The sequence below is a fragment of the Streptomyces sp. WAC05374 genome (genome assembly GCF_004353505.1).
Taxonomy (GTDB): domain Bacteria; phylum Actinomycetota; class Actinomycetes; order Streptomycetales; family Streptomycetaceae; genus Streptomyces.
This window is the reverse complement of the sequence record NZ_SMNQ01000014.1, coordinates 85,490-103,856: the sequence shown is the minus strand read 5'-3', so window position 1 is coordinate 103,856 and position 18,367 is coordinate 85,490. Positions and strand designations below refer to the sequence as shown.

Here is an 18,367-nt window from a genome sequence, read left to right as displayed (position 1 = left end):
CTCACTCGCCTTCACGTGCCAGGGGTACCCCCAGGGGTCACCCGTCCGTGTCCAGGAGCCAGGTCAGGACGCGGGGCAGGGCGTGCAGGGCGTCGAAGTGCGCGGCGGCCGGTTCCAGGACGGCCGTCGCGCCCGGGATGCGCTCGGCGAGCCAGCGCGCGTGGCCGACCGGCGAGAAGACGTCCTGCTCGCCGTGCCAGATCAGCACCTCGCCCGGGATGCCGGCCGGGTCGAACCCCCAGGGGCTGCAGAAGGCCAGCGCGTCGTCGATCCAGCCGTACGCGGAGGTGCGCAGCGCCTCCTGGTAGTTGCGCAGCAGCATGGAACGCACGCCCGCGTCCGAGACGACCATCCGGTCCGACGCGGTCAGCTCCCGGCGCAGGTCGTCCAGGAGGCGCACCGGGTCCTGGCGGATCGCGTCGGCGCGGGGCGTGAGGCGGTCGGCCACGCCCTCGGGGTGGAGGGTCGCGTGCGTGTACTCCGTGACGTTCGACGCGGCCATGCCCTCGAACCAGTCCAGCCCGTCCGCGTCCCTGGGCGCCAGCGTCACGAGCGCCGCCGTACGCGTCACCCGGTGCGGCAGCAGGGCCGCGCAGGCCAGCGCGTGCGGGGCGCCGCCGGAACGGCCCACCACCGCGAACCGCTCCAGCCCGAGCGCGTCCGCGATGTCCGCCACGTCCGTGGCCACGTCGGCGACACTGCGCCCCGCCAGGCGGTCCGAACCGCCGTAGCCGGGGCGGTCGTACGCGATCAACTGCATGCCGCGCTGGTAGAGCACCATGCCCCGGGGGGCCGGCCCCAGTCTGCTGCCGGGCGTGCCGTGCAGCAGGAAGACCGGACGGCCCTGCGGGTCCCCCAGGCGTTCCACCATCAGATGCCGGCCGTCCCTCGCGCGCACCCGACGTCGCAAGCCCCCCGCCCCCTTCACCAGTCGGTCGATGACTACCCATCAGGGTGCCTGTACGCGGTCGCTTTGTCGCCTGCCGGGACGTGGCCGGTATTCGCAAACGTCAACCGGCGCCCGTGCCGGGAGTGGTGGGCGTGCCGGGGGCACGGAGTGAAGGTCGCGTGCGCGTCCTGAAGTCGACCTTGTGTGCTACCGGTTGGTATCGGGATAGTGGGCTGACCATCCTCCGTGTCAGGGCACCCCACGTACCCCGGCACGGCCCCCCACAGGAGAGGTCGAGTTGTGAAGCACCGACGCATACCCACAAGGCGTGCGGCGATCGCGGGCGGAGCCGCTGTCGCTCTGCTGGGAGCGGGAGTCACCTTCCAGACTGCGAACGCCAGCGAGGAAGCACCCCGGTTCACCGTGAAGACGCTCTCGGCGCCCGCGGCGGGCACCCTCGCCGCGACGCTCGACAGGACGCTCGGCGGCGACGCCGCCGGCGCGTACTACGACGCCACGTCCAGGACCCTGGTGGTCAACGTGGTCGACGAGGCCGCGGCGCGGTCCGTGCGCGAGGCGGGCGGCAAGGCCAGACTGGTCGAGCACACGCTGTCCGAGCTGGCCGGTGCCGGGCGGACGCTGAAGAACCGGGCGACCATACCCGGGACGTCCTGGGCCGTCGACCCGGTGAGCAACAAGGTCGTCGTCACGGCCGACCGTACGGTCAAGGGCGCCGCCCTGGACAAGCTCACCCAGGTCGTGAAGGGGCTGGGCAGCAAGGCGGAGCTGAAGCGCACGGCGGGTGAGTTCAGGCCCTTCATCGCGGGCGGTGACGCCATACACTCCGGCGGCGGGCGCTGCTCGCTCGGCTTCAACGTCGTCAAGGACGGCCAGCCGCACTTCATCACGGCCGGCCACTGCGGCGAGACGGGCAGCGAGTGGTCGGACTCCCAGGGCGGAGCGGCGGTCGGCACGATGGTCGACTCGCAGTTCCCCGGCAACGACTTCGCGCTGGTCAAGTACGCCGGTGACACCGCGCATCCCAGCGAGGTCAACCTCTACGGCGGCGGCACGCAGGCCATCACCAAGGCGGGCGAGGCGACCGTCGGGATGAAGGTGACCCGCAGCGGCTCGACCACCCAGGTCCACGACGGCGAGGTCACCGGACTGAACGCCACCGTGAACTACGGCAACGGCCAGGTCGTCGAGGGCCTCATCCAGACCAACGTCTGTGCCGAGCCGGGCGACAGCGGCGGCTCGCTCTTCTCGGGCGACACGGCGGTCGGACTGACCTCGGGCGGCAGCGGCGACTGCTCCTCGGGCGGTGAGACGTTCTTCCAGCCGGTCACGGAGGCGCTGAGCACGTTCGGCGCGCAGATCGGCTGACGCCGGCGAGGTGACAGGGCCCCGGGCCGCCGTACGAACCGGCGTCCCGGGGCCCTGTCATGACCGTTCCCCAGGCGGCCCTCAGGCCGGTACCGCCTCCACCACCCGGTAACCGGACGGCAGGGGGTGCGACGTCCGGGCCGGAGCGAACCCGGCGGCCCCGAACAGCGCGTGGAACTCCTGCTCCGTGCGTTCCCTGCCCCCGGTGACCGTGAGCATCAGCAGGTCACGCAGGTACAGGTGCGCCTCGACCGGACCGGCTGCCGCCCGCTCCGGCAGCACCCGCTCGACGACGACCAGCCGGCCGTCCGGGGGCATGGCCGCCCGGACGGTACGCAGAATGGCGACCGCCCGGTCGTCCTCCCAGTCGTGGAGGATCTCCTTCAGCACGTAGGCGTCCCCGCCCTCCGGCACCGAGGTGAAGAAGTCCCCGCCGACCACCCGGCACCGGTCCGTGACGCCCGCGGCGGCGAGCCGGCCCGCCGCGCCGGCGAGTCCGGAGGGCAGGTCGACCAGCACGCCCTCAAGTCCGGGGTGGGACGACAGGACGTGCGCCATGAGCGTGCCGTCCCCGCCGCCCACGTCCACCACCGTGGGGAAGCGGGAGAAGTCGGCGGCGGCCAGGATGCCGGGCATGGTGTCGCGCGTGTGCTCGGCCTGGGACCGGTGGAACACGGCGGCCCGCTCGGGGTTGTCCGCGTAGAAGCCGAGCCAGTCCACCCCGTGCGCCAGCTCCCAGGCCGGCTGCCCGGTGCGGACGCTCGGCAGCAGGTGCTCCCAGGCCCGCCAGACCTCCGGCCCGCACCCGAGCCGCACCAGCCCGAGCACCGAGTCGGGGGCGTCCCGCCGCAGGGGCTGCCCGAGCGCGGCCAGCGAGAAGCGGTCGTCGTCCCCCTGGGTGACGACGCCCAGACCGGCCAGGGCCAGCAGCAGCCGGCGCAGCGACCCATGGTGGGCACCGGTCTTCTCCGCCAGTTCGGCACTGCTGTACGGGCGCTCGGCCAGCAGGTCGGCGAGGCCGAGTTCGGCCGCGGTGTGCACGGCCTTCGCCGCCATCATCTGGAGCACCGGCAGCAGGAGCCGCGTGCTCGCGGGCATGGCCTCCGGGGCGGGGGCGGCCGCGGGGGTCTCAGGTGCCGTGTCGTCCATCGGCCCTCACCGCCCGGCGCGTTCGCGCGAACGCCGTACGTCCGCGTCGATCGCGTTCATCGTGACCTTGCGGTGGAAGTAGTGGTACCCCCGGGCACAGGCGTAGTCGATGTGCTCACGCCGGTGGGTCATGAAGTAGGTGACGTAATCGTGGATGTTCTCGTCCCCCAGGACGTGCAGGGGGTCGTGCCGCACGGGAATGGTGCCGAAATCGACGAACAGGGGGAGGATGTCGTGCCGTACCACCCCGGCGACGAAGTCGTAGCCCTTCTCGTGGGCGAGCAGTGCGCAGTCCCGGAGGATCACGCCCAGCAGGAGGTCTCCCCGGAAACTCTCCTCGACCGCGACGTTGTTCACCTCGAGGATCTTCTTCCCGGCCGCCCCCGGGATGACCTGGTGGAACACCGAGCCGGGTTCCGTGGGGGTGAGCCGGAAGATCGCCGTGGTCTCACCGCTGAAGGTGATCCGGTAGCAGCTCGACGACTGACCGGGCAGGAATTCCTCCCGGAACAGCCCGAGCGGGGTGAGGGCCTTCTTCAGGAAGTCCCGGTAGTCCTCCTCCTCCCACGTCTCGGTGATCTCGGAGAGCTGGTACTTGCGTAACTCCCGGAGCACGTCGTGATCGGGCGGGGCGGCCGTGTGCGTGATGAATGATTCGCGTTCCTCGTTGTCCAGTACCGAGCTGCGCTTCGGTGGCACGTCATCTCCCTTGACGTCGAGGTGCCGGAGGAGCCGCGACCGCTCAGGCGCTCGCCAGCACGTCCCGGAACATCCGGCCGTAGTAGTGGATCGTCATCCGCCTGCCGTGGACGACCTCGTCCAGGTCGGATTCCTTGACGAGGAGTTCGTTGACCGCCCTCTTCACGTCCTCGATGTGCCGGGCGTCGAATCCGGCGTGGCTCTTGATGAAGGAGATCTGGTTCTTCTCCAGGCCGTACTCGCTCTTGAGGAGGTCGGCCATCGACTTGCCGAGGTCCGCGCCGAGCCCCTCGGTGAGGCTCGCCACGCCGAGGATGCCGAGCGGGCTGCCGTAGGTGGCCATGTAGTAGTTCTGGGCGACCAGGCCCCAGGAGCCGGGCTTCGGCGGCACCGCGAGGACCTCCTCGGCGTTCTCGCCGAGGTTCGTCAGGTCCTTGATGCAGAAGAGGTCGTGGTTGTTCTCCTCCTGGACCTGCTCGAAGAACCAGTCCCGCAGCTCGCGGTAGTCGTCACCGAGCCTGGCGCCGGCCAGGGACAGCATCCTGGAGGTGTGCCGGACCATGTGGTACGTCTCGCGCAGGTAGCTGATGTAGTGCTCGCGCTTCATCTGCCCGCCGGCGACCACCTCGATCAGCGGGTTCTGCTCGATCTCGCTCCTGAACTCGTCTTCCGTGGCGGCCAGCAGCTTTTCGAAGTTGCTCATGTTCCGCTTCCTTCCGGAGATTCGTTGCTCGCGATGCGGACGTGCGGATGGTGCGGACGTGCGGATGGTGCGGACGTGCGAATGCGTGGTCGTGCGAATGCGTGGTCGTGCGAATGCGTGGTCGTGCGTCGCCCGGGGCGGTCAGCCCCGCTTGGGCCGGGGCTTGAGGTGCTCCGGCCACGGCAGCAGGCGGTAGGCGGCCACGGACCGGGCCAGCGTCGTGCCCCCGGCGTCCGTGAGCTTCCCCTCCAGGAAGGCCGACTTGCCGCCCATCGAGGTGATCCGGCCCTCGCCGAAGACCTCACCGACAAACACCGGTTTGATGAAATCGGTGGTCATGGAGATGGTCGAGGGAAGGAACTCCGCCTCGGTGAGGCCCACCACCGCGGAACCCATGCATTCATCCAGCATGGCGGTGATGAATCCGCCGTGAACGGTCCCGCCGGGATTGGTGAACTCCTTGGCGGCGGTGAACGAGAGATGGATGGAATTCGCCGCCCGGTCCAGTCCCAGAAGCTTCCAGGAGATCAATTCCGCGACCGGCGGAAGATCGCCCAGGCGATCGTAAACGGTTTCCTGCTCGAGGTGCGTTTCGGACACGTCGAGGCTTCCCTTCTTTCCTGTGGGGAGGGACCGGGAGCCGAACCGTACGCGCGGCATGATCAGCGCATGCCGGATTTCGGGGCATCAAGTGCCACCGATTCTTGACAGCGGCCTGACGGCTTGTCAAGGCGCGTGATCCGGGGAATGTCGATCATGAATGGAGCGCATGTTTTCGGCCAACTCCCCTTGGCCTCGGCGGAATGCTCTCACGCCCTTGACCCGTGGTGACGGGGAGTCTAATTTACCCGACGGTAGATCCGACGGTTGATCCATGGGCACGAAGACGGGCACGCGCTTTCGCTTTCGCTCTCTCGCTCTCGCTCTCGGAAGGTCTGGACACCAGTGAGCTTCTTCGACTTCTACGTCCCGGGTGCCCCCAAGGAGATCTGGAACGTACCGATGGCGGGGGCCACCCGCTTCAATTGGGACTACGACGACGGGCGCGACCGGCTGCTGAACCTGTACCAGAAGGGCAAGGACAAGCAGTGGGACGCCCAGAAACGCATCGACTGGGACCTCGAGGTCGATCCCGACAACGCGGCAGGGCTCCCCGACGAGTTCAACCCGCTGCTCGGCTCGCGGGTCTGGGACCGGATGACCGAGCGGGAGCGCGTCGAGTTCACCCGGCACCAGGGGTCGTGGCTGTTCAGCCAGTTCCTCCACGGGGAACAGGGCGCCCTGAACGTCTCGGCACGCATCGTCGAGTCCGCGCCCGACCTGGACTCCAAGTTCTACGCGGCCACGCAGACCATGGACGAGGCGCGGCACGTGGAGCTGTACACGCGGTTCCTGCGCGAGAAGGTCGGGATGTACTACCCGATCAACCAGGACCTCGCCAAGCTGCTCGCCGAGTCGCTGGAGGACTCCCGCTGGGACCTGCCCTACCTGGGCATGCAGGTCCTCATCGAGGGCCTGGCCCTCGCGGCCTTCGGCCTCTTCCGGGACGTGTCCACCAACCCGCTGGTCAAGCAGCTTCTCGCCTATGTGATGCAGGACGAGGCCCGTCATGTGGCCTTCGGGCGGCTCGCGCTGAAGGACTACTACGCCCAGCTCACCACGGCCGAGCGGGCCGAGCGTGAGGAGTTCGTGGTCGAGGGCTGCTACCTGCTGCGCGACCGCTTCAAGGGCCGGGAGGTGTACGAACAGCTCGGGCTGCCGCTCGACGAGTGCATGGAGTTCGTCGACAACTCCGAGATGTACCGCCTCTACCAGTCACTGCTGTTCAGCCGGGTCGTGCCCTGCGTCAAGGACGTCGGCCTGTGGGGTGAGCGGGTCCGGGCCGCGTACACCGACATGGGGATCCTCGACAACGCCAAGGGTGACCTGGAAGCGCTCATGCGGCAGGACGAGGACATCGCCGAGGCGGTGGACCGGGAGCGGTACGAGGCCGAACTGGGCGCGCGCCGGCAGGAGGTCGACGACGCGATATCCCTGGGCGCGGATTCCGGCTCCGGTCCGGCCACCGGCTCCGGTCCGGCCACCGGCCCCGGTTCCGGTCCCGGCTCCGGGGGCGGCCCGGACCGGGCGGCGAACCCGTAGGGTCCTCCCATGACCATGGAAGAGCAGCGCGAAGGGTTCTTTTGGGACGTCCGGGCCGGGCGCGTCCCGCCGCCGGCCGCCGCCACGACGCTGGGCTGGGAGCTCGTCGCGGTCGACCCCGAGGCGGCGACCATCGAGGTCGCCTTCCACGCGGGGGAGCAGTTCCTGAACCCGGCCGGAAGCGTGCAGGGCGGTTTCCTGGCCGCCATGCTCGACGACACCCTGGGCCCCGCCCTGGTCGCCACCCTGCCGCCCGGGCAGTTCGCCCCGACGCTGGACCTGCACGTCCAGTTCCTCCGGCCCGCCCGGCCGGGGCGGCTCGTGGGGCGCGGCCGGGTGGTGCAGCGGGGCCGGGAGGTGTGCTTCCTCTCCGGGGAGCTCCTCGACCCCGAGGGCCGGACCGTCGCCGTGGCGACGGCGACCGCCTGCATCAGGACCGTGTCGTGAGCTGACCCGCTCAGGTCCGGCCGGTGTCCGCGCCGGCGGGTGTGCCGTCCGGCCGCTCGTCGGCCCCGTCCCGCCTCCGTACCGCCGACATCACCAGCGTGAGCACGGTGCCGATGACCGCCCAGATGGCGAGGACCTGCATCGCGCCCGAGAGGGCGTTGCCCTTGAAGTACGCGATCGAGCGCGCCGCCCAGGTCCCCGCGCCGGGCGGCAGGCCCGGGCCGATCGTCCGCCAGAAGTCGGGCAGCATGGGGGCGGGGAAGGCGCCGCCCGCGCTCGGGTTGCCCGCGATCACGATCAGCAGGACCGCCAGGCCGATGCCGACGATCCCGAAGACCGCCTGGAGCGCGAGCGTGACCGCGCCGACCGAGAAGACCACCAGCGTGCCCAGGCCCCACAGGGCGGCGACGCTGCCGGGCAGGGCACCGAGGACGGGGCCGACGATCACGGCGCCGCCGAGGCCCCCGAGGAGCGCGGAGAGCGCCAGGACGGCGAGCCGGATGACGGCGCGCTGGGGGTTGGCGGGCCGGGAGCCCGCGCTGATCGCCAGGATCGAGGCGAGCAGGTAGCCGCCCACGCACCACCCCACCACCAGGTAGAACGCGGACAGGCCGTCGAAGTCCTGCGCGGAGGCGGGAGCCACGTCCACCGTCCGTACCGTGCGCCGCTGCGGCCGTTCGACCTCCGTGATGATCGTGTGCAGGGCGTTGGCCAGCACGGTGCCGCCGCCGGAGGCGACGAGCAGGGTGTCGGTCGGCCCCCTCGGGTCGATGATCAGGGCGCCGTCGATCTCCCGGTCCATGATCTGCCGCAGGGCCTCTTCCCGGTCGCCGAGCACCCGGGGGTCCAGCGGATCACCGGGCAGGCCCGCCAGCCGCCCGGCCGCCTGGGAGGCCGCCGCTCCCGGCGCCACCACCCCGAAGGGCACCTCCTTCGGCTTCGGGTCGTGCAGCGCGCCCACGTAGGAGGCGATGAACAGCAACTGGAGGGCGAGCACACCGATGACCAGCAGCGCGGCCCGGGGCGTGACGGCGTTCTTGACTTCGGCGGCGAGCTTCATGTCCCCACGCTCCGGGGCGGGCCCCGTTCACGCAGGTGGGACGGGCCGAATGGCGGACGCCCGCGTGGTCGTACATGCGTTCGAACTTGGTCTATGGTGGTAGTGGGGGAGGTGAGATTCGGATTGATCCAGGAGGTGCGGGTGCCAGGGTTCACGCATCTGCACACCGTTTCGGGTTTCTCCCTGCGGTACGGGGCCTCCCACCCGGAGCGGCTGGTGGCGCGCGCCGCCGAGCGCGGCATGGACGCCGTCGCCCTGACCGACCGCGACACGGTCGCGGGCGCGGTCCGCTTCGCCGCGGCCTGCGCCAAGGAGGGCGTGCGCCCGCTCTTCGGGGTCGACCTCGCGACCGGTGGGCCGGTACGGGAGGAGGGCCCGCGCACCGAGCGTCGCCGCACCCCCGTGCGCGGCGGCGCCTTCGTGGACGAGTCCGCGCCCCGCGCGCTCTTCCTCGCCCGCTCCCGCCAGGGCTGGGCCGACCTGTGCCGGCTGATCACCGCCGCACACGCGGAGGGGAACGGCCCCCTGCCGGAGTCCACCCCCGAAGACGCCTCCGGACCCACCTCCGGACCCGCCTCCGGACCCGCCGCCGGACCCGCCGCCGGACCCACCGCCGGACGCGGCACCGCACGCGCCGCCGGGCGCGGCGCCCGGACCGGTGGCCCCCTGCTGCCCTGGTCGGAGAACCACGGCGACGGCCTGACCGTCCTCCTCGGCCCCGACTCCGAGGCCGGCCGCGCCCTCGCCGCCGGCCGCCCCGACCTCGCCGCCCGGCTGCTCGCCCCCTGGCGCGAGGCGTACGGCGACGCCCTGCGCCTGGAGGTCGTCCATCACGGCCGCACCGGCACCGGACCCGGCTCGCTGCGGCACGCCGCCCGCACCCTCGGCCTCGCCGCCGAGCAGGGCGTGCGCGCCGTGCTCACCAACGCCGTGCGGTACGCCGACCCCGGCCAGGGTCCGGTCGCCGACGTCCTCGACGCGGCCCGCCGCCTGGTGCCCATCGACCCCCGCAAGGGCCTCGACAGCGGTGAACGCTGGCTCAAGGACCCGGCCGCGATGGCGGCCACCGCCGAGCGGGTCGCCGAGGCCGCCGGGTTCCGCCGCGACACCGCGCACCGGCTCCTCGCCCTGACCGAGGAGACCGCCGCCGCGTGCCGGGTCGACCCCGAGGACGACCTGGGCATCGGCACCGTCCACTTCCCCGAGGCGCACCTGGTGGGCGCCGGCCGGCGCACCGCCGAGCGGGTGCTGCGCTCGCGCTGCGCCGCCGGGATGGTGCTGCGCGGCCTCGACCGGAAGGGGGAGTACTGGTCCCGTCTGGAGGACGAGCTGCGCACCATCGAGCGGCTCGGCTTCGCCTCGTACTTCCTCACCGTCGCCCAGGTCGTCGACGACACCCGCGAGATGGGCATCCGGATCACCGCCCGGGGCTCCGGCGCCGGGTCCCTGGTCAACCACCTCCTCGGCATCGCCCACGCCGACCCCGTCGAGCAGGGCCTGCTGATGGAGCGCTTCCTGTCGGTGCGGCGGCCCGTGCTGCCCGACATCGACGTCGACGTGGAGTCCGCCCGCCGCCTGGAGGTCTACCGTGCGATCCTCGGCCGCTTCGGGCCGGAGCGTGTGGCCGCCGTCGCCATGCCGGAGACCTACCGGGTGCGCCACGCGGTACGGGACGTGGGCGCCGCCCTCTCCATGGACCCGGCCGAGATCGACCGGATCGCCAAGGCCTTCCCGCACATCCGCGCCCGGGACGCCCGCGCCGCCCTCGACGAGCTGCCGGAGCTGCGGGAACTGGCCGGTGAGCGGGGGAAGTACGGCAAGCTGTGGGAGCTGGTCGAGGCGCTGGACGCGCTGCCGCGCGGGGTCGCCATGCACCCGTGCGGGGTGCTGCTCTCGGACGCCTCGCTGCTGAGCCGTACGCCGGTGGTGCCAACGAGCGGCGAGGGCTTCCCCATGTCCCAGTTCGACAAGGACGACGTGGAGGAGCTCGGCCTGCTCAAGCTGGACGTCCTCGGTGTGCGGATGCAGTCGGCGATGGCCCACGCGGTCGCCGAGATCGAGCGGGCGAGCGGCGAAGTGGTCGACATCGACGACCCCGGGCAGGTGCGGCCCGGCGATCCGGCCACGTACGACCTGATCCGCTCCGCCGAGACGCTCGGCTGCTTCCAGATCGAGTCGCCGGGCCAGCGCGACCTGGTGGGGCGGCTCCAGCCGGCCACCTTCCACGACCTGGTCGTCGACATCTCCCTCTTCCGTCCCGGCCCGGTCGCGGCCGACATGGTGCGGCCGTTCATCGAGGCCCGGCACGGCCGGGCACCGGCGCGCTACCCGCACCGGGACCTGGAGGAGGCGCTGAGGGAGACGTACGGAGTCGTCGTCTTCCACGAGCAGATCATCAAGATCCTCGACATCATGACCGGCTGCGGCCGTGAGGAGGCCGACGCGGTGCGGCGCGGGCTGTCCGACCCCGAGTCGCAGGGCCGCATCAAGGACTGGTTCGCCCGGCACGCGAAGGCCAAGGGGTACGCGGACGACGTGGTGACGCGCACCTGGGAGATCGTCGAGGCCTTCGGCAGTTACGGCTTCTGCAAGGCGCACGCGGTGGCCTTCGCCGTGCCGACCTACCAGTCGGCGTGGCTGAAGGCGCATCATCCGGCCGCCTTCTACGCCGGGTTGCTCACGCACGACCCCGGCATGTACCCCAAGCGGCTGCTGCTGGCGGACGCGCGGCGGCGCGGGGTGCCCGTACTGCCGGTGGACGTGAACCGGTCGGCGGTCGCACACCGGATCGAACTGGTGTCCGGTTCGCTGGGGAAGTGGGGACTGCGGCTGGCGCTCTCCGACGTCCACGGCATGAGCGGGACCGAGGCCGCCCGGATCGAGGCCGGGCAGCCGTACGCCTCCCTGCTGGACTTCTGGGAACGGGCCCGCCCCAGCCGCCCCGTCGCCGAACGGCTCGCCCAGGTCGGGGCGCTGGACGAGTTCGGCGCCAACCGGCGCGACCTGCTGCTGCACCTCGCCGAACTCCACCGGCTCCAGCGGGGGTCCGGCTCGTACGGCGACCAGCTCCCGCTCGCGGGCGGCCGCACGTCCGCGCCCATCGGGCTGCCGGACCTCGACGACGCCGAACGGCTCAGCGCCGAGCTGGGCGTGCTCTCCATGGACGCCTCGCGCAACCTGATGAGCGACCACCACGCCTTCCTGGCCGAGCTCGGCGTGGTCTCCGCGCAGCGGCTGCGGGCGGTTCCGAACGGACGGACCGTGCTGGTCGCGGGCTCCAAGGTGGCCACCCAGACCCCGCCCGTCCGGTCCGGCAGGCGCGTCATCTTCACCACCCTCGACGACGGGACGGGCCTGGTCGACCTGGCCTTCTTCGACGACAGCCACGAGGCGTGCGCGCACACCGTCTTCCACTCCTGGCTGCTGCTGGTGCGCGGCGTGGTCCAGCGGCGCGGGCCGCGCAGCTTCAGCGTGGTCGCCTCGGCCGCCTGGAACCTCGCCGAACTGGTGGAACTGCGGCGCGAGGGCGGCCTGGACGCGGTCGCGGCACGGCTGGCCGAGCCGGTGGCCGCCTCCTCGCCCGACAGCGGGCGGCGGATCACGATGCCCACCGGATACGAGATGAACCCCTGGGCGGACCTCCGCCCGGCGGGCGACGGGACGGCGGTTCCGAAGAAGCTGTGGCACCAGAGTCAGGGGAGCGCGGGATGATTCTCTACGTACGATTCCGGCTGGAGCCGTCGCGTGAAGCACTGCTGCCCCAACTCGTCGCCCTGCTCGGTGAGTTCACGCCCGTCGTCGAGGCCGCCCCGCCCGACGCCGCGCTCGCCGACGTGGGCGGCGCCGTACGGTACTTCGGGCGCGGCCCCGCCGGGCTGGCCGCCGTGATCCGCGTCCGGGCGCTCGCCCTGCACGGCGTGGACTGCGTCATCGGCGCCGGGCCCAACCCGATGCTGGCCCGCATGGCGGCACGGGACGCGGCCCCCGGCACGACCCTGGTCGTCGACGACCCCGAGGCGTTCCTGCGCGACAAGCCGGTCGCCGCGCTGTACGGCGTCGGCCCGGCCACCGCACGGACGCTCTGCTCGTACGGGCTCGACTCCATCGGACGCGTCGCCGCCGCGCCGCTCGCCGTCCTCCAGCGGATCGTGGGCGCACGGGCGGGACGCGACGTGTGGGAGCGGGCGCAGGGCGTCGACCGCACGGCGGTCGTCCCCAACGCCGCGTCCCGGTCGGTCGCCGCCGACCGCGCCTTCGGCCGCGACGAGCTGGACCAGGACCGGCACCGCCGCGCCCTGCTCTCCCTCGCCGGCGAACTGGGCGCCCGGATGCGGGGCGAGCAGCAGGTGTGCCGCTCACTCACCCTCACCGTGCGGTACGCCGACCGGTCGGCGACCACCCGCACCCGCACCCTGCGTGAGCCGACCGCCCACACGGCCACCCTGGCCGAGGCCGCCTACGCGATGCACGAGGCGCTCGGGCTCCAGCGCGCCCGGGTGCGCTCCATCGGGCTGCGCGCCGAGGGCCTGATGCCCGCCGACAAGGCCGCGCACCAGCTCTCCCTCGACCCTGCCGACGACAAGGCCCGCCGGCTCGAAGCGGCGGCGGACAAGGCCCGCGCCCGGTTCGGCCCGGGCGCGATCGTCCCGGGCTCGCTGGCGGCGTGAGGGTGTGCCCCGATCCAGACGACGTACTCCAGGGCATGCCCTTGGCATCCGGTCTGGAGCGGAGGTGAGAACGGAAGGGGTGGTTGTGCCGCCGCCCGTTCACAGAGGCGGGAGGCAACTTTGAAAGCGTCGCAGACGTATAACGGCGAAACTTCGTCGGCGTGGAGGCGACGACGCACGGCACTAAGCAATCGGCCCGCATATACGGTAGCAGTGGTGTCAGGCCCCAAGAGTGCAGCTCGCCGGCATTGCCTCTGGGTCACGTCCTCAGCGGCCAAGGGCAACCTGAAGACCCACCTGCCGCAGCGGTCGTCCGTGACGTTGCCGTCAGACAGCACAGAAGCCCCACCGAGACAGCACCTCGGCAGGGCTTCTGATTTTTTGTCAACCGCGCCTCTGTAGATATTTCGCAATAACGACGGTCGCTCCGTGAGCGCCATTCCTGGCGGTCAGAAATGAGTCCAATTCCTCGAACAACACTTCAAGTGCTTTCACCTCGTCAGCACTGGATAGTGCCAATCCTGCCTCAGAGTCTCCGGCTGTCACATGCGCTATCTCCAAGACTAGAAATGGCCACGCCAGATTCGCTTCAGTGTTGGCCTTAAGGGCCAGCCATTCGCGGAAGCCAACGAGCAGCCCCCACGAATTTCCGGCGTCGCATCCATTGATGAACGCCACGGCTTCCCTGAAGGAGCCGCTGAGTCCATAGCTGCCCGGACGCCTCCTGACGTCGGCAAACAACTGTCGGTATTCCATGATCCTCACTCAGTCCAGTGGGTCGAATCTCAGGTATTCACCGTACTCGAAGCGGCTTCGGTAGACGTCTATGGACTCGCCATATCTATCCGTCCAGCCGTCGTACACGCGTCCATCTTTGATCACGACGTCGTGATGAGCCCATCGCGTATCCTGGCCTCGGTACTTTCCGAGTGTAGGCGCACCGTAAGCATCAGTGATCCGGTGGCGCGTGCCGCCGATTTGCCGCTGAATATGCCTCGCGATGTCCTCGCAGCCTGTGCTGCCGCAAGTAGTTTCGTGTTCGCATGGCCGTGTTGAGCGGTCTTGTTGGTGCGTTTTCGGTAGTCGGCGGAATCTCGGCGTTCGGCGCCGCAAACGCCGCCCCGCACCAGGCGGAGCCGGCTGCGGCCGTAGACGTACCGTGGGCAGTGGAGGACTTCGCCTACCCCGGCGCCGCACGAATTCAGGAGACCCAGCAGGTCGTGCTGCGACGTGGTGACGGTCACATCACGTTGACCACCTGTGAGGGGACTCCGGACATCCTGGTCAAGACGCGTGGGCAGAAGAGCTATTGCTTCGACGTCAATGCCGAGCGAGGCTATCTGACTCTGGAAATGCCTGACGCCTTCGGTATCTGGACGGAGGCACATCCGGTACAGGCGACTCTTACCGCTGACGGCAAGAAGACCACGGTCGTGGCGGAGGCCAACGATTACCAGCCTCTTGGCGAGGGCGTCGACAAGGGACCGCGCTCGGTGCTCGTCGAGCTTCGCGTCACCGGCTGATGAGGCCCACCGCAACCACCAGCCGTCCTACCGCAAGGAAGATGTCCACCGTGCTCCGTATCCGCACGCGTCCCGCCGTTCTCGCCTTGGTACTGACCGCTGCAGGCAGCTCGGCCATGCTCACCGGTGCTCCAGCCACGGCCGCCACCGGTGCTGACGCGCCCGCCGGTGCCCAGGCATCCGTCGCTCGCCTCCACATCGGCGAAGGTGAACCCGCCCGTTCCTGCTCCGGCACCTTGGTCGACGGTCAGTGGGTGCTGACCGCCGCGGCCTGCTTTGCCGCCGACCCCACCAACCCCACGAGCGTTGCGCCGGGTAAGCCCGCACTCAAGACCACCGCGACCATTGGCCGAAGCTCCTTGACCGGGTCCGGCGGACACGTCGCCGAGGTCGTCGAACTCGTCCCCTCGCCCAGCGGTGACCTGGTCATGGCCCGCCTGGCGACACCGGCCACCGGTATGGCGCCGATCGGGCTGGCCGCTTCCCCTGCGGGTGAGGGCGACACCCTGCAGGCAGTCGGTTTCGGCCGAACCAAGACGGAGTGGGTACCCCGCGCGGCCCACACCGCGTCGATGAAGGTCGGTGCCCTTTCCGACACCGAGCTGACCCTGGCCGGCGCCACCGCGGACGACGCCCTGTGCAAGGGTGACACCGGCGCCCCGCTGCTGCGGGAGGCCGAAGGCCGCGTCGAGCTGGTGGGTGTGGCCACCCGGTCGCGTCAGGGCGGGTGTGTGGGGGAGACCGAGACCCGTACCGACGCCGTCGCCACGCGCACGGATGATGTGGGCGACTGGGTCGCCACCACCGTGGGTCGGTCGTGGTCGCAGTTGATGACGGCCGATGACTTCAACGGCGACGGCAAGGCCGACCTGCTGACCATCGACGCGGCCGACGACCACCTGTACGCCCAGCCGGGGGACGGCAAGGGCAAGTTCGGCAAGCGGGTGAAGGTCAGCGAGGGCAAGTGGAGCGGCATGCGCCTGCTCGCCGCCACGGACTTCACCGGTGACGGCAAGGCCGACATTCTCACCACCCACACCAACGGCAGCCTCTACCTGTACCCGGGCAACGGCAAGAACGGCGTCACCGGATCCTCCGTGGCCGGAAGCGGCTGGGGCGGCATCCGCCTGCTCGCCGCCGCGGACTTCAACGGCGACAACAAGGGCGACCTGATCGCCGCCCACACCAACGGCAACCTCCTCTTCTACCCCGGCAACGGCAAGAACTTCGCCTCGGGGACCGTGACCAGCTCCGGCTGGTCCAACATGCGCCTGCTCACCGCCGGCGACTTCAACGGCGACAACAAGGCCGACATCTACGCCGTCCACAACACCGGCGCCCTCTACCTCTACGCCGGCAAGGGCAACGGCACCTTCCACGGCGCGAAGAAGACCGGCGAGGGCTGGCAGAACATGCGCCTGGTCGCCGCCGCCGACTACAACGGCGACAGCAAGAGCGACCTGATCGCCCTCCACACCAGCGGCAGCGTCCACGCCTACCCGGGCAACGGCAACGGCGGCTTCGGCACCTCCATCGTCACCCCGGGACCCGTCCACTACGTCGACCTGGTCCGCAACGGCACCTTCACCACCGACACCGACGGCTGGTGGGCCGCCGAGCGCGCCTCCATCGCCCAGGCCGACGGAGCGCTGCTCGCCACCGTCGAGGCGGACACCACCTCCTCGTGGGAAGCGATCGTCGGACAGAGCAATGTCGTCCTCCGCAAGGGCGCCACGTACACCCTCACCTTCGACGCCAAGGCGTCGGCCGCCGCACAGATGCGGGCCATCGTCCAGCTCGGTGAGGAGCCCTACACCTCCACCCTGGACCAGGTCACCGACCTGACCACCGGCGTCAAGCGCCACACCTACACCTTCACCTCCACCATCGACACCACCACCGGATCGCTCAACTTCGAGATCGGCGGGAACCCCGCCAAGACCGCCATCACCCTCGACAACGTCTCCCTCACCACCGCGAACTGACACCAGTACGGGGTCCGGTGCCCGCGGCCGTGACCCGGCCGCGGGCACCACGCCGTTGATCGGTTCGGCCGGGACCGGGTCGGCAAGCCGCGTCGGCCCGCTCGGGAGCTGCCCATCCGCCCCGTGGTGCCGGGGCCGCTGGGGCGGCCGGGGCCCGCTAGTCCGCGAGTCCCACCTTCGTCAGGTAGCGGTTCAGGTGCGCAGGGTCATCGGTCGCCAGGCCGAGGTGGCCGTCCGGGCGGATGAGGAACAGGCCCGCGCCGAGCCGCTCGGCCGCAGCGCCGCCGGTCACCCGGTGCGTGACGACGTCCGACGGCACCCGGGGCGGTGTGCGGTCCACCGCCAGGAGCGTGAAGTGCGGGCCCCGCAGCAGCTCGTGGAGCGGCCGGGAGGAGCCGTCCTCCGTGACGCACGGCAGGTCGGGCGCGCGGTCACCGGCCTGGACGGCCGTGTCGGACAGCCGCTCCCGGGTCTCGGTGCTCAGGGCGCTCTCGCGGTAGTGGACCGAGAGCAGGTGGGTGAGCCGGCCGCGGTGGCGGGCCTTCTCGCTGCCGCCCTCCGGGCTGCGGCCCGTCCGGTAGAGCCGGGAGCTGAGTTCCAGCACGTGGGCGGCGGCGGGCCGGCGCTCGGCCTCGTAGCTGTCGAGCAGGGCCTCCGGGGCGTGGTGGCGCACCACCTGGCCCAGCTTCCAGCCCAGGTTGTAGGCGTCCTGGACGCTGATGTTCAGGCCCTGTCCGCCGCCCGGCGGGTGGGCGTGGGCGGAGTCACCGGCGAGGAAGACCCGCCCGTCGCGGAACCGCTCGGCCAGCGCCGTGCGCGGCTGGTAGTACGAGTGCCACAGCACCTCGGTGACCGCGTCGGCGGGTACGTGGGTGCGGGTGGCGATCAGCCGCCGCACCGCGTCCGGGGTGAGGTCGCGCCCCTCGTCGTCGGCGCGGGCGTTGAGCTGGAACGCGTCGGTGCCCGGCAGCGGGCACAGCAGCAGGCTGCCCACGCCCCGGCGGTCCGGGTCGTCCAGCCAGATGTGCCAGTGGTCGCGGTCCAGGTCCCGGACGCGTACGTCCGCCACCACGGCCGGGTGCAGGTCGCCCTCCTCGCCCTTCATCGCGATGCCCAGCGTCTCGCGCACGGTGCTGTGCCCGCCGTCGCAGCCCACCAGGTACGGCACGGTCAGCGTCCGGCGGCCACCGCCGGCGTCCGTCAGCTCGGCCAGCACGTGCCGGCCCGTCTGGTGCAGGGTCGTCAGCCGGGTCCCGCACTCCAGGGTCCCGCCCAGGGCCAGCAGCCGGTCGCGGAGGATCTCCTGCGTACGCCACTGGGGGACCAGCCATGGCTCCGGGTAGCGTGACGCCGGCGCCTCGGGGTCCTGTTCGAGCAGCCGCCAGGTGCCGTCCCGCCGGCCCTGCCGCCAGGTCTGCATGGGCGGGAACGGGCCGCCGGCCGCCCTGAGCTCCGCCATGACGCCGAGGTCGTCGAGCGCCTCCTGGGTGCGGGGCTGGAGGCTCTTGCCGCGCGAGCCGCCGAAGAGCCGCTCGCCCGCCTCGACGACATGGGTACGGACGCCACGGCGGGCCAGGTCGCAGGCGAGGGCGAGGCCGGTCGGGCCCGCGCCGACGACCAGGACGTCCACGGCGCCGTGCACCGGTGTTCCTGCGTGCGGGGCGGTTCGCTGGGGGTCGGCGGGCATCTCTCACCGCTTTCTGCCGTCGGTCACGGC

The 18,367-nt window shown here is 71.3% G+C and carries 15 protein-coding genes; 7 read left to right on the top strand and 8 right to left on the bottom strand.

The genetic code is table 11. The annotated features are described in order from the left end of the window. Window positions 1–37: 37 nt before the first annotated feature. Window positions 38–910: an alpha/beta fold hydrolase gene (locus tag E2B92_RS24050; protein WP_126883650.1), complete on the bottom strand. Its 873-nt coding sequence runs from the start codon at window positions 908–910 to the stop codon at window positions 38–40. A 279-nt stretch (window positions 911–1,189) separates the two neighbouring features. Between E2B92_RS24050 and E2B92_RS24045 the strand changes: the two genes are divergently transcribed. Continuing rightward, window positions 1,190–2,275 (top strand): S1 family peptidase, encoded by a 1,086-nt coding sequence (locus E2B92_RS24045; RefSeq protein WP_126883649.1) that lies wholly within the window; start codon window positions 1,190–1,192, stop codon window positions 2,273–2,275. A gap of 81 nt (window positions 2,276–2,356) precedes the next feature. On the opposite strand, the gene E2B92_RS24040 is transcribed toward E2B92_RS24045, so the two are convergent. The 4 genes from E2B92_RS24040 to E2B92_RS24025 form a co-directional block, all read right to left on the bottom strand. Next, window positions 2,357–3,424 carry a methyltransferase gene (locus E2B92_RS24040; RefSeq protein ID WP_126883648.1) on the bottom strand — a complete coding sequence of 356 codons (1,068 nt, stop codon included), beginning with the start codon at window positions 3,422–3,424 and terminating at the stop codon, window positions 2,357–2,359. Window positions 3,425–3,430: 6 nt separating this feature from the next. Next, window positions 3,431–4,123, bottom strand: coding sequence for a hypothetical protein (locus E2B92_RS24035; RefSeq protein WP_126883647.1), 693 nt, complete (start codon window positions 4,121–4,123; stop codon window positions 3,431–3,433). 43 nt (window positions 4,124–4,166) lie between these two features. Next, the gene (locus E2B92_RS24030) at window positions 4,167–4,826 is read right to left on the bottom strand and encodes a TenA family transcriptional regulator (protein WP_126883646.1); all 660 of its coding nucleotides are present in this window, start codon (window positions 4,824–4,826) and stop codon (window positions 4,167–4,169) included. Window positions 4,827–4,967: 141 nt separating this feature from the next. Further along, window positions 4,968–5,426 carry a PaaI family thioesterase gene (locus tag E2B92_RS24025; protein WP_160159780.1) on the bottom strand — a complete coding sequence of 153 codons (459 nt, stop codon included), beginning with the start codon at window positions 5,424–5,426 and terminating at the stop codon, window positions 4,968–4,970. Window positions 5,427–5,771: 345 nt separating this feature from the next. On the opposite strand from E2B92_RS24025, the gene E2B92_RS24020 reads away from it, so the two are divergent. After that, on the top strand, window positions 5,772–6,968 hold the full coding sequence (locus E2B92_RS24020; RefSeq protein ID WP_399430930.1) for a ferritin-like domain-containing protein: 1,197 nt from the start codon (window positions 5,772–5,774) through the stop codon (window positions 6,966–6,968). 9 nt (window positions 6,969–6,977) lie between these two features. Beyond that, window positions 6,978–7,415 (top strand): PaaI family thioesterase, encoded by a 438-nt coding sequence (locus E2B92_RS24015; protein ID WP_200836973.1) that lies wholly within the window; start codon window positions 6,978–6,980, stop codon window positions 7,413–7,415. Window positions 7,416–7,425: 10 nt separating this feature from the next. Here E2B92_RS24015 and E2B92_RS24010 read toward each other — a convergent pair whose 3' ends face one another. Next, window positions 7,426–8,475 (bottom strand): DUF3533 domain-containing protein, encoded by a 1,050-nt coding sequence (locus E2B92_RS24010; RefSeq protein WP_126883644.1) that lies wholly within the window; start codon window positions 8,473–8,475, stop codon window positions 7,426–7,428. A gap of 141 nt (window positions 8,476–8,616) precedes the next feature. Here E2B92_RS24010 and E2B92_RS24005 point away from each other — a divergent pair, with 141 nt between their 5' ends. Both E2B92_RS24005 and E2B92_RS24000 read left to right on the top strand, forming a co-directional pair. Next, window positions 8,617–12,186: a DNA polymerase III subunit alpha gene (locus tag E2B92_RS24005; protein WP_126883643.1), complete on the top strand. Its 3,570-nt coding sequence runs from the start codon at window positions 8,617–8,619 to the stop codon at window positions 12,184–12,186. Then, on the top strand, window positions 12,183–13,142 hold the full coding sequence (locus E2B92_RS24000) for a DNA polymerase Y family protein (protein ID WP_126883642.1): 960 nt from the start codon (window positions 12,183–12,185) through the stop codon (window positions 13,140–13,142). The genes E2B92_RS24005 and E2B92_RS24000 overlap by 4 nt, the downstream gene beginning before the upstream one ends. A 384-nt stretch (window positions 13,143–13,526) precedes the next feature. Here E2B92_RS24000 and E2B92_RS23995 read toward each other — a convergent pair whose 3' ends face one another. Further along, window positions 13,527–13,898: a hypothetical protein gene (locus tag E2B92_RS23995; protein WP_126883641.1), complete on the bottom strand. Its 372-nt coding sequence runs from the start codon at window positions 13,896–13,898 to the stop codon at window positions 13,527–13,529. A gap of 287 nt (window positions 13,899–14,185) precedes the next feature. Between E2B92_RS23995 and E2B92_RS23985 the strand changes: the two genes are divergently transcribed. Both E2B92_RS23985 and E2B92_RS23980 read left to right on the top strand, forming a co-directional pair. Beyond that, a complete protein-coding gene (locus E2B92_RS23985; protein ID WP_126883640.1) occupies window positions 14,186–14,665 on the top strand; it encodes a hypothetical protein in 480 nt (159 codons plus the stop codon). Continuing rightward, complete coding sequence (locus E2B92_RS23980) at window positions 14,665–16,650, top strand: FG-GAP-like repeat-containing protein (RefSeq protein WP_312846029.1); 1,986 nt, start codon at window positions 14,665–14,667, stop codon at window positions 16,648–16,650. Before E2B92_RS23985 ends, E2B92_RS23980 begins: the two co-directional genes overlap by 1 nt. A 157-nt stretch (window positions 16,651–16,807) precedes the next feature. On the opposite strand, the gene E2B92_RS23975 is transcribed toward E2B92_RS23980, so the two are convergent. Continuing rightward, window positions 16,808–18,292, bottom strand: a complete 1,485-nt coding sequence (locus tag E2B92_RS23975; protein ID WP_235023951.1) for an FAD-dependent oxidoreductase — start codon at window positions 18,290–18,292, stop codon at window positions 16,808–16,810. Window positions 18,293–18,367 lie beyond the last annotated feature (75 nt).

Bases quoted from the DNA above. Each gene is read 5' to 3' on its own strand.
- E2B92_RS24040 (WP_126883648.1), bottom strand. From the start codon at position 3,424: ATGGACGACACGGCACCTGAGACCCCCGCGGCCGCCCCCGCCCCGGAG.
- E2B92_RS24030 (WP_126883646.1), bottom strand. From the start codon at position 4,826: ATGAGCAACTTCGAAAAGCTGCTGGCCGCCACGGAAGACGAGTTCAGG.
- E2B92_RS24015 (WP_200836973.1), top strand. From the start codon at position 6,978: ATGACCATGGAAGAGCAGCGCGAAGGGTTCTTTTGGGACGTCCGGGCC.
- E2B92_RS24010 (WP_126883644.1), bottom strand. From the start codon at position 8,475: ATGAAGCTCGCCGCCGAAGTCAAGAACGCCGTCACGCCCCGGGCCGCG.
- E2B92_RS24000 (WP_126883642.1), top strand. From the start codon at position 12,183: ATGATTCTCTACGTACGATTCCGGCTGGAGCCGTCGCGTGAAGCACTG.
- E2B92_RS23995 (WP_126883641.1), bottom strand. From the start codon at position 13,898: ATGGAATACCGACAGTTGTTTGCCGACGTCAGGAGGCGTCCGGGCAGC.
- E2B92_RS23985 (WP_126883640.1), top strand. From the start codon at position 14,186: ATGGCCGTGTTGAGCGGTCTTGTTGGTGCGTTTTCGGTAGTCGGCGGA.
- E2B92_RS23980 (WP_312846029.1), top strand. From the start codon at position 14,665: ATGAGGCCCACCGCAACCACCAGCCGTCCTACCGCAAGGAAGATGTCC.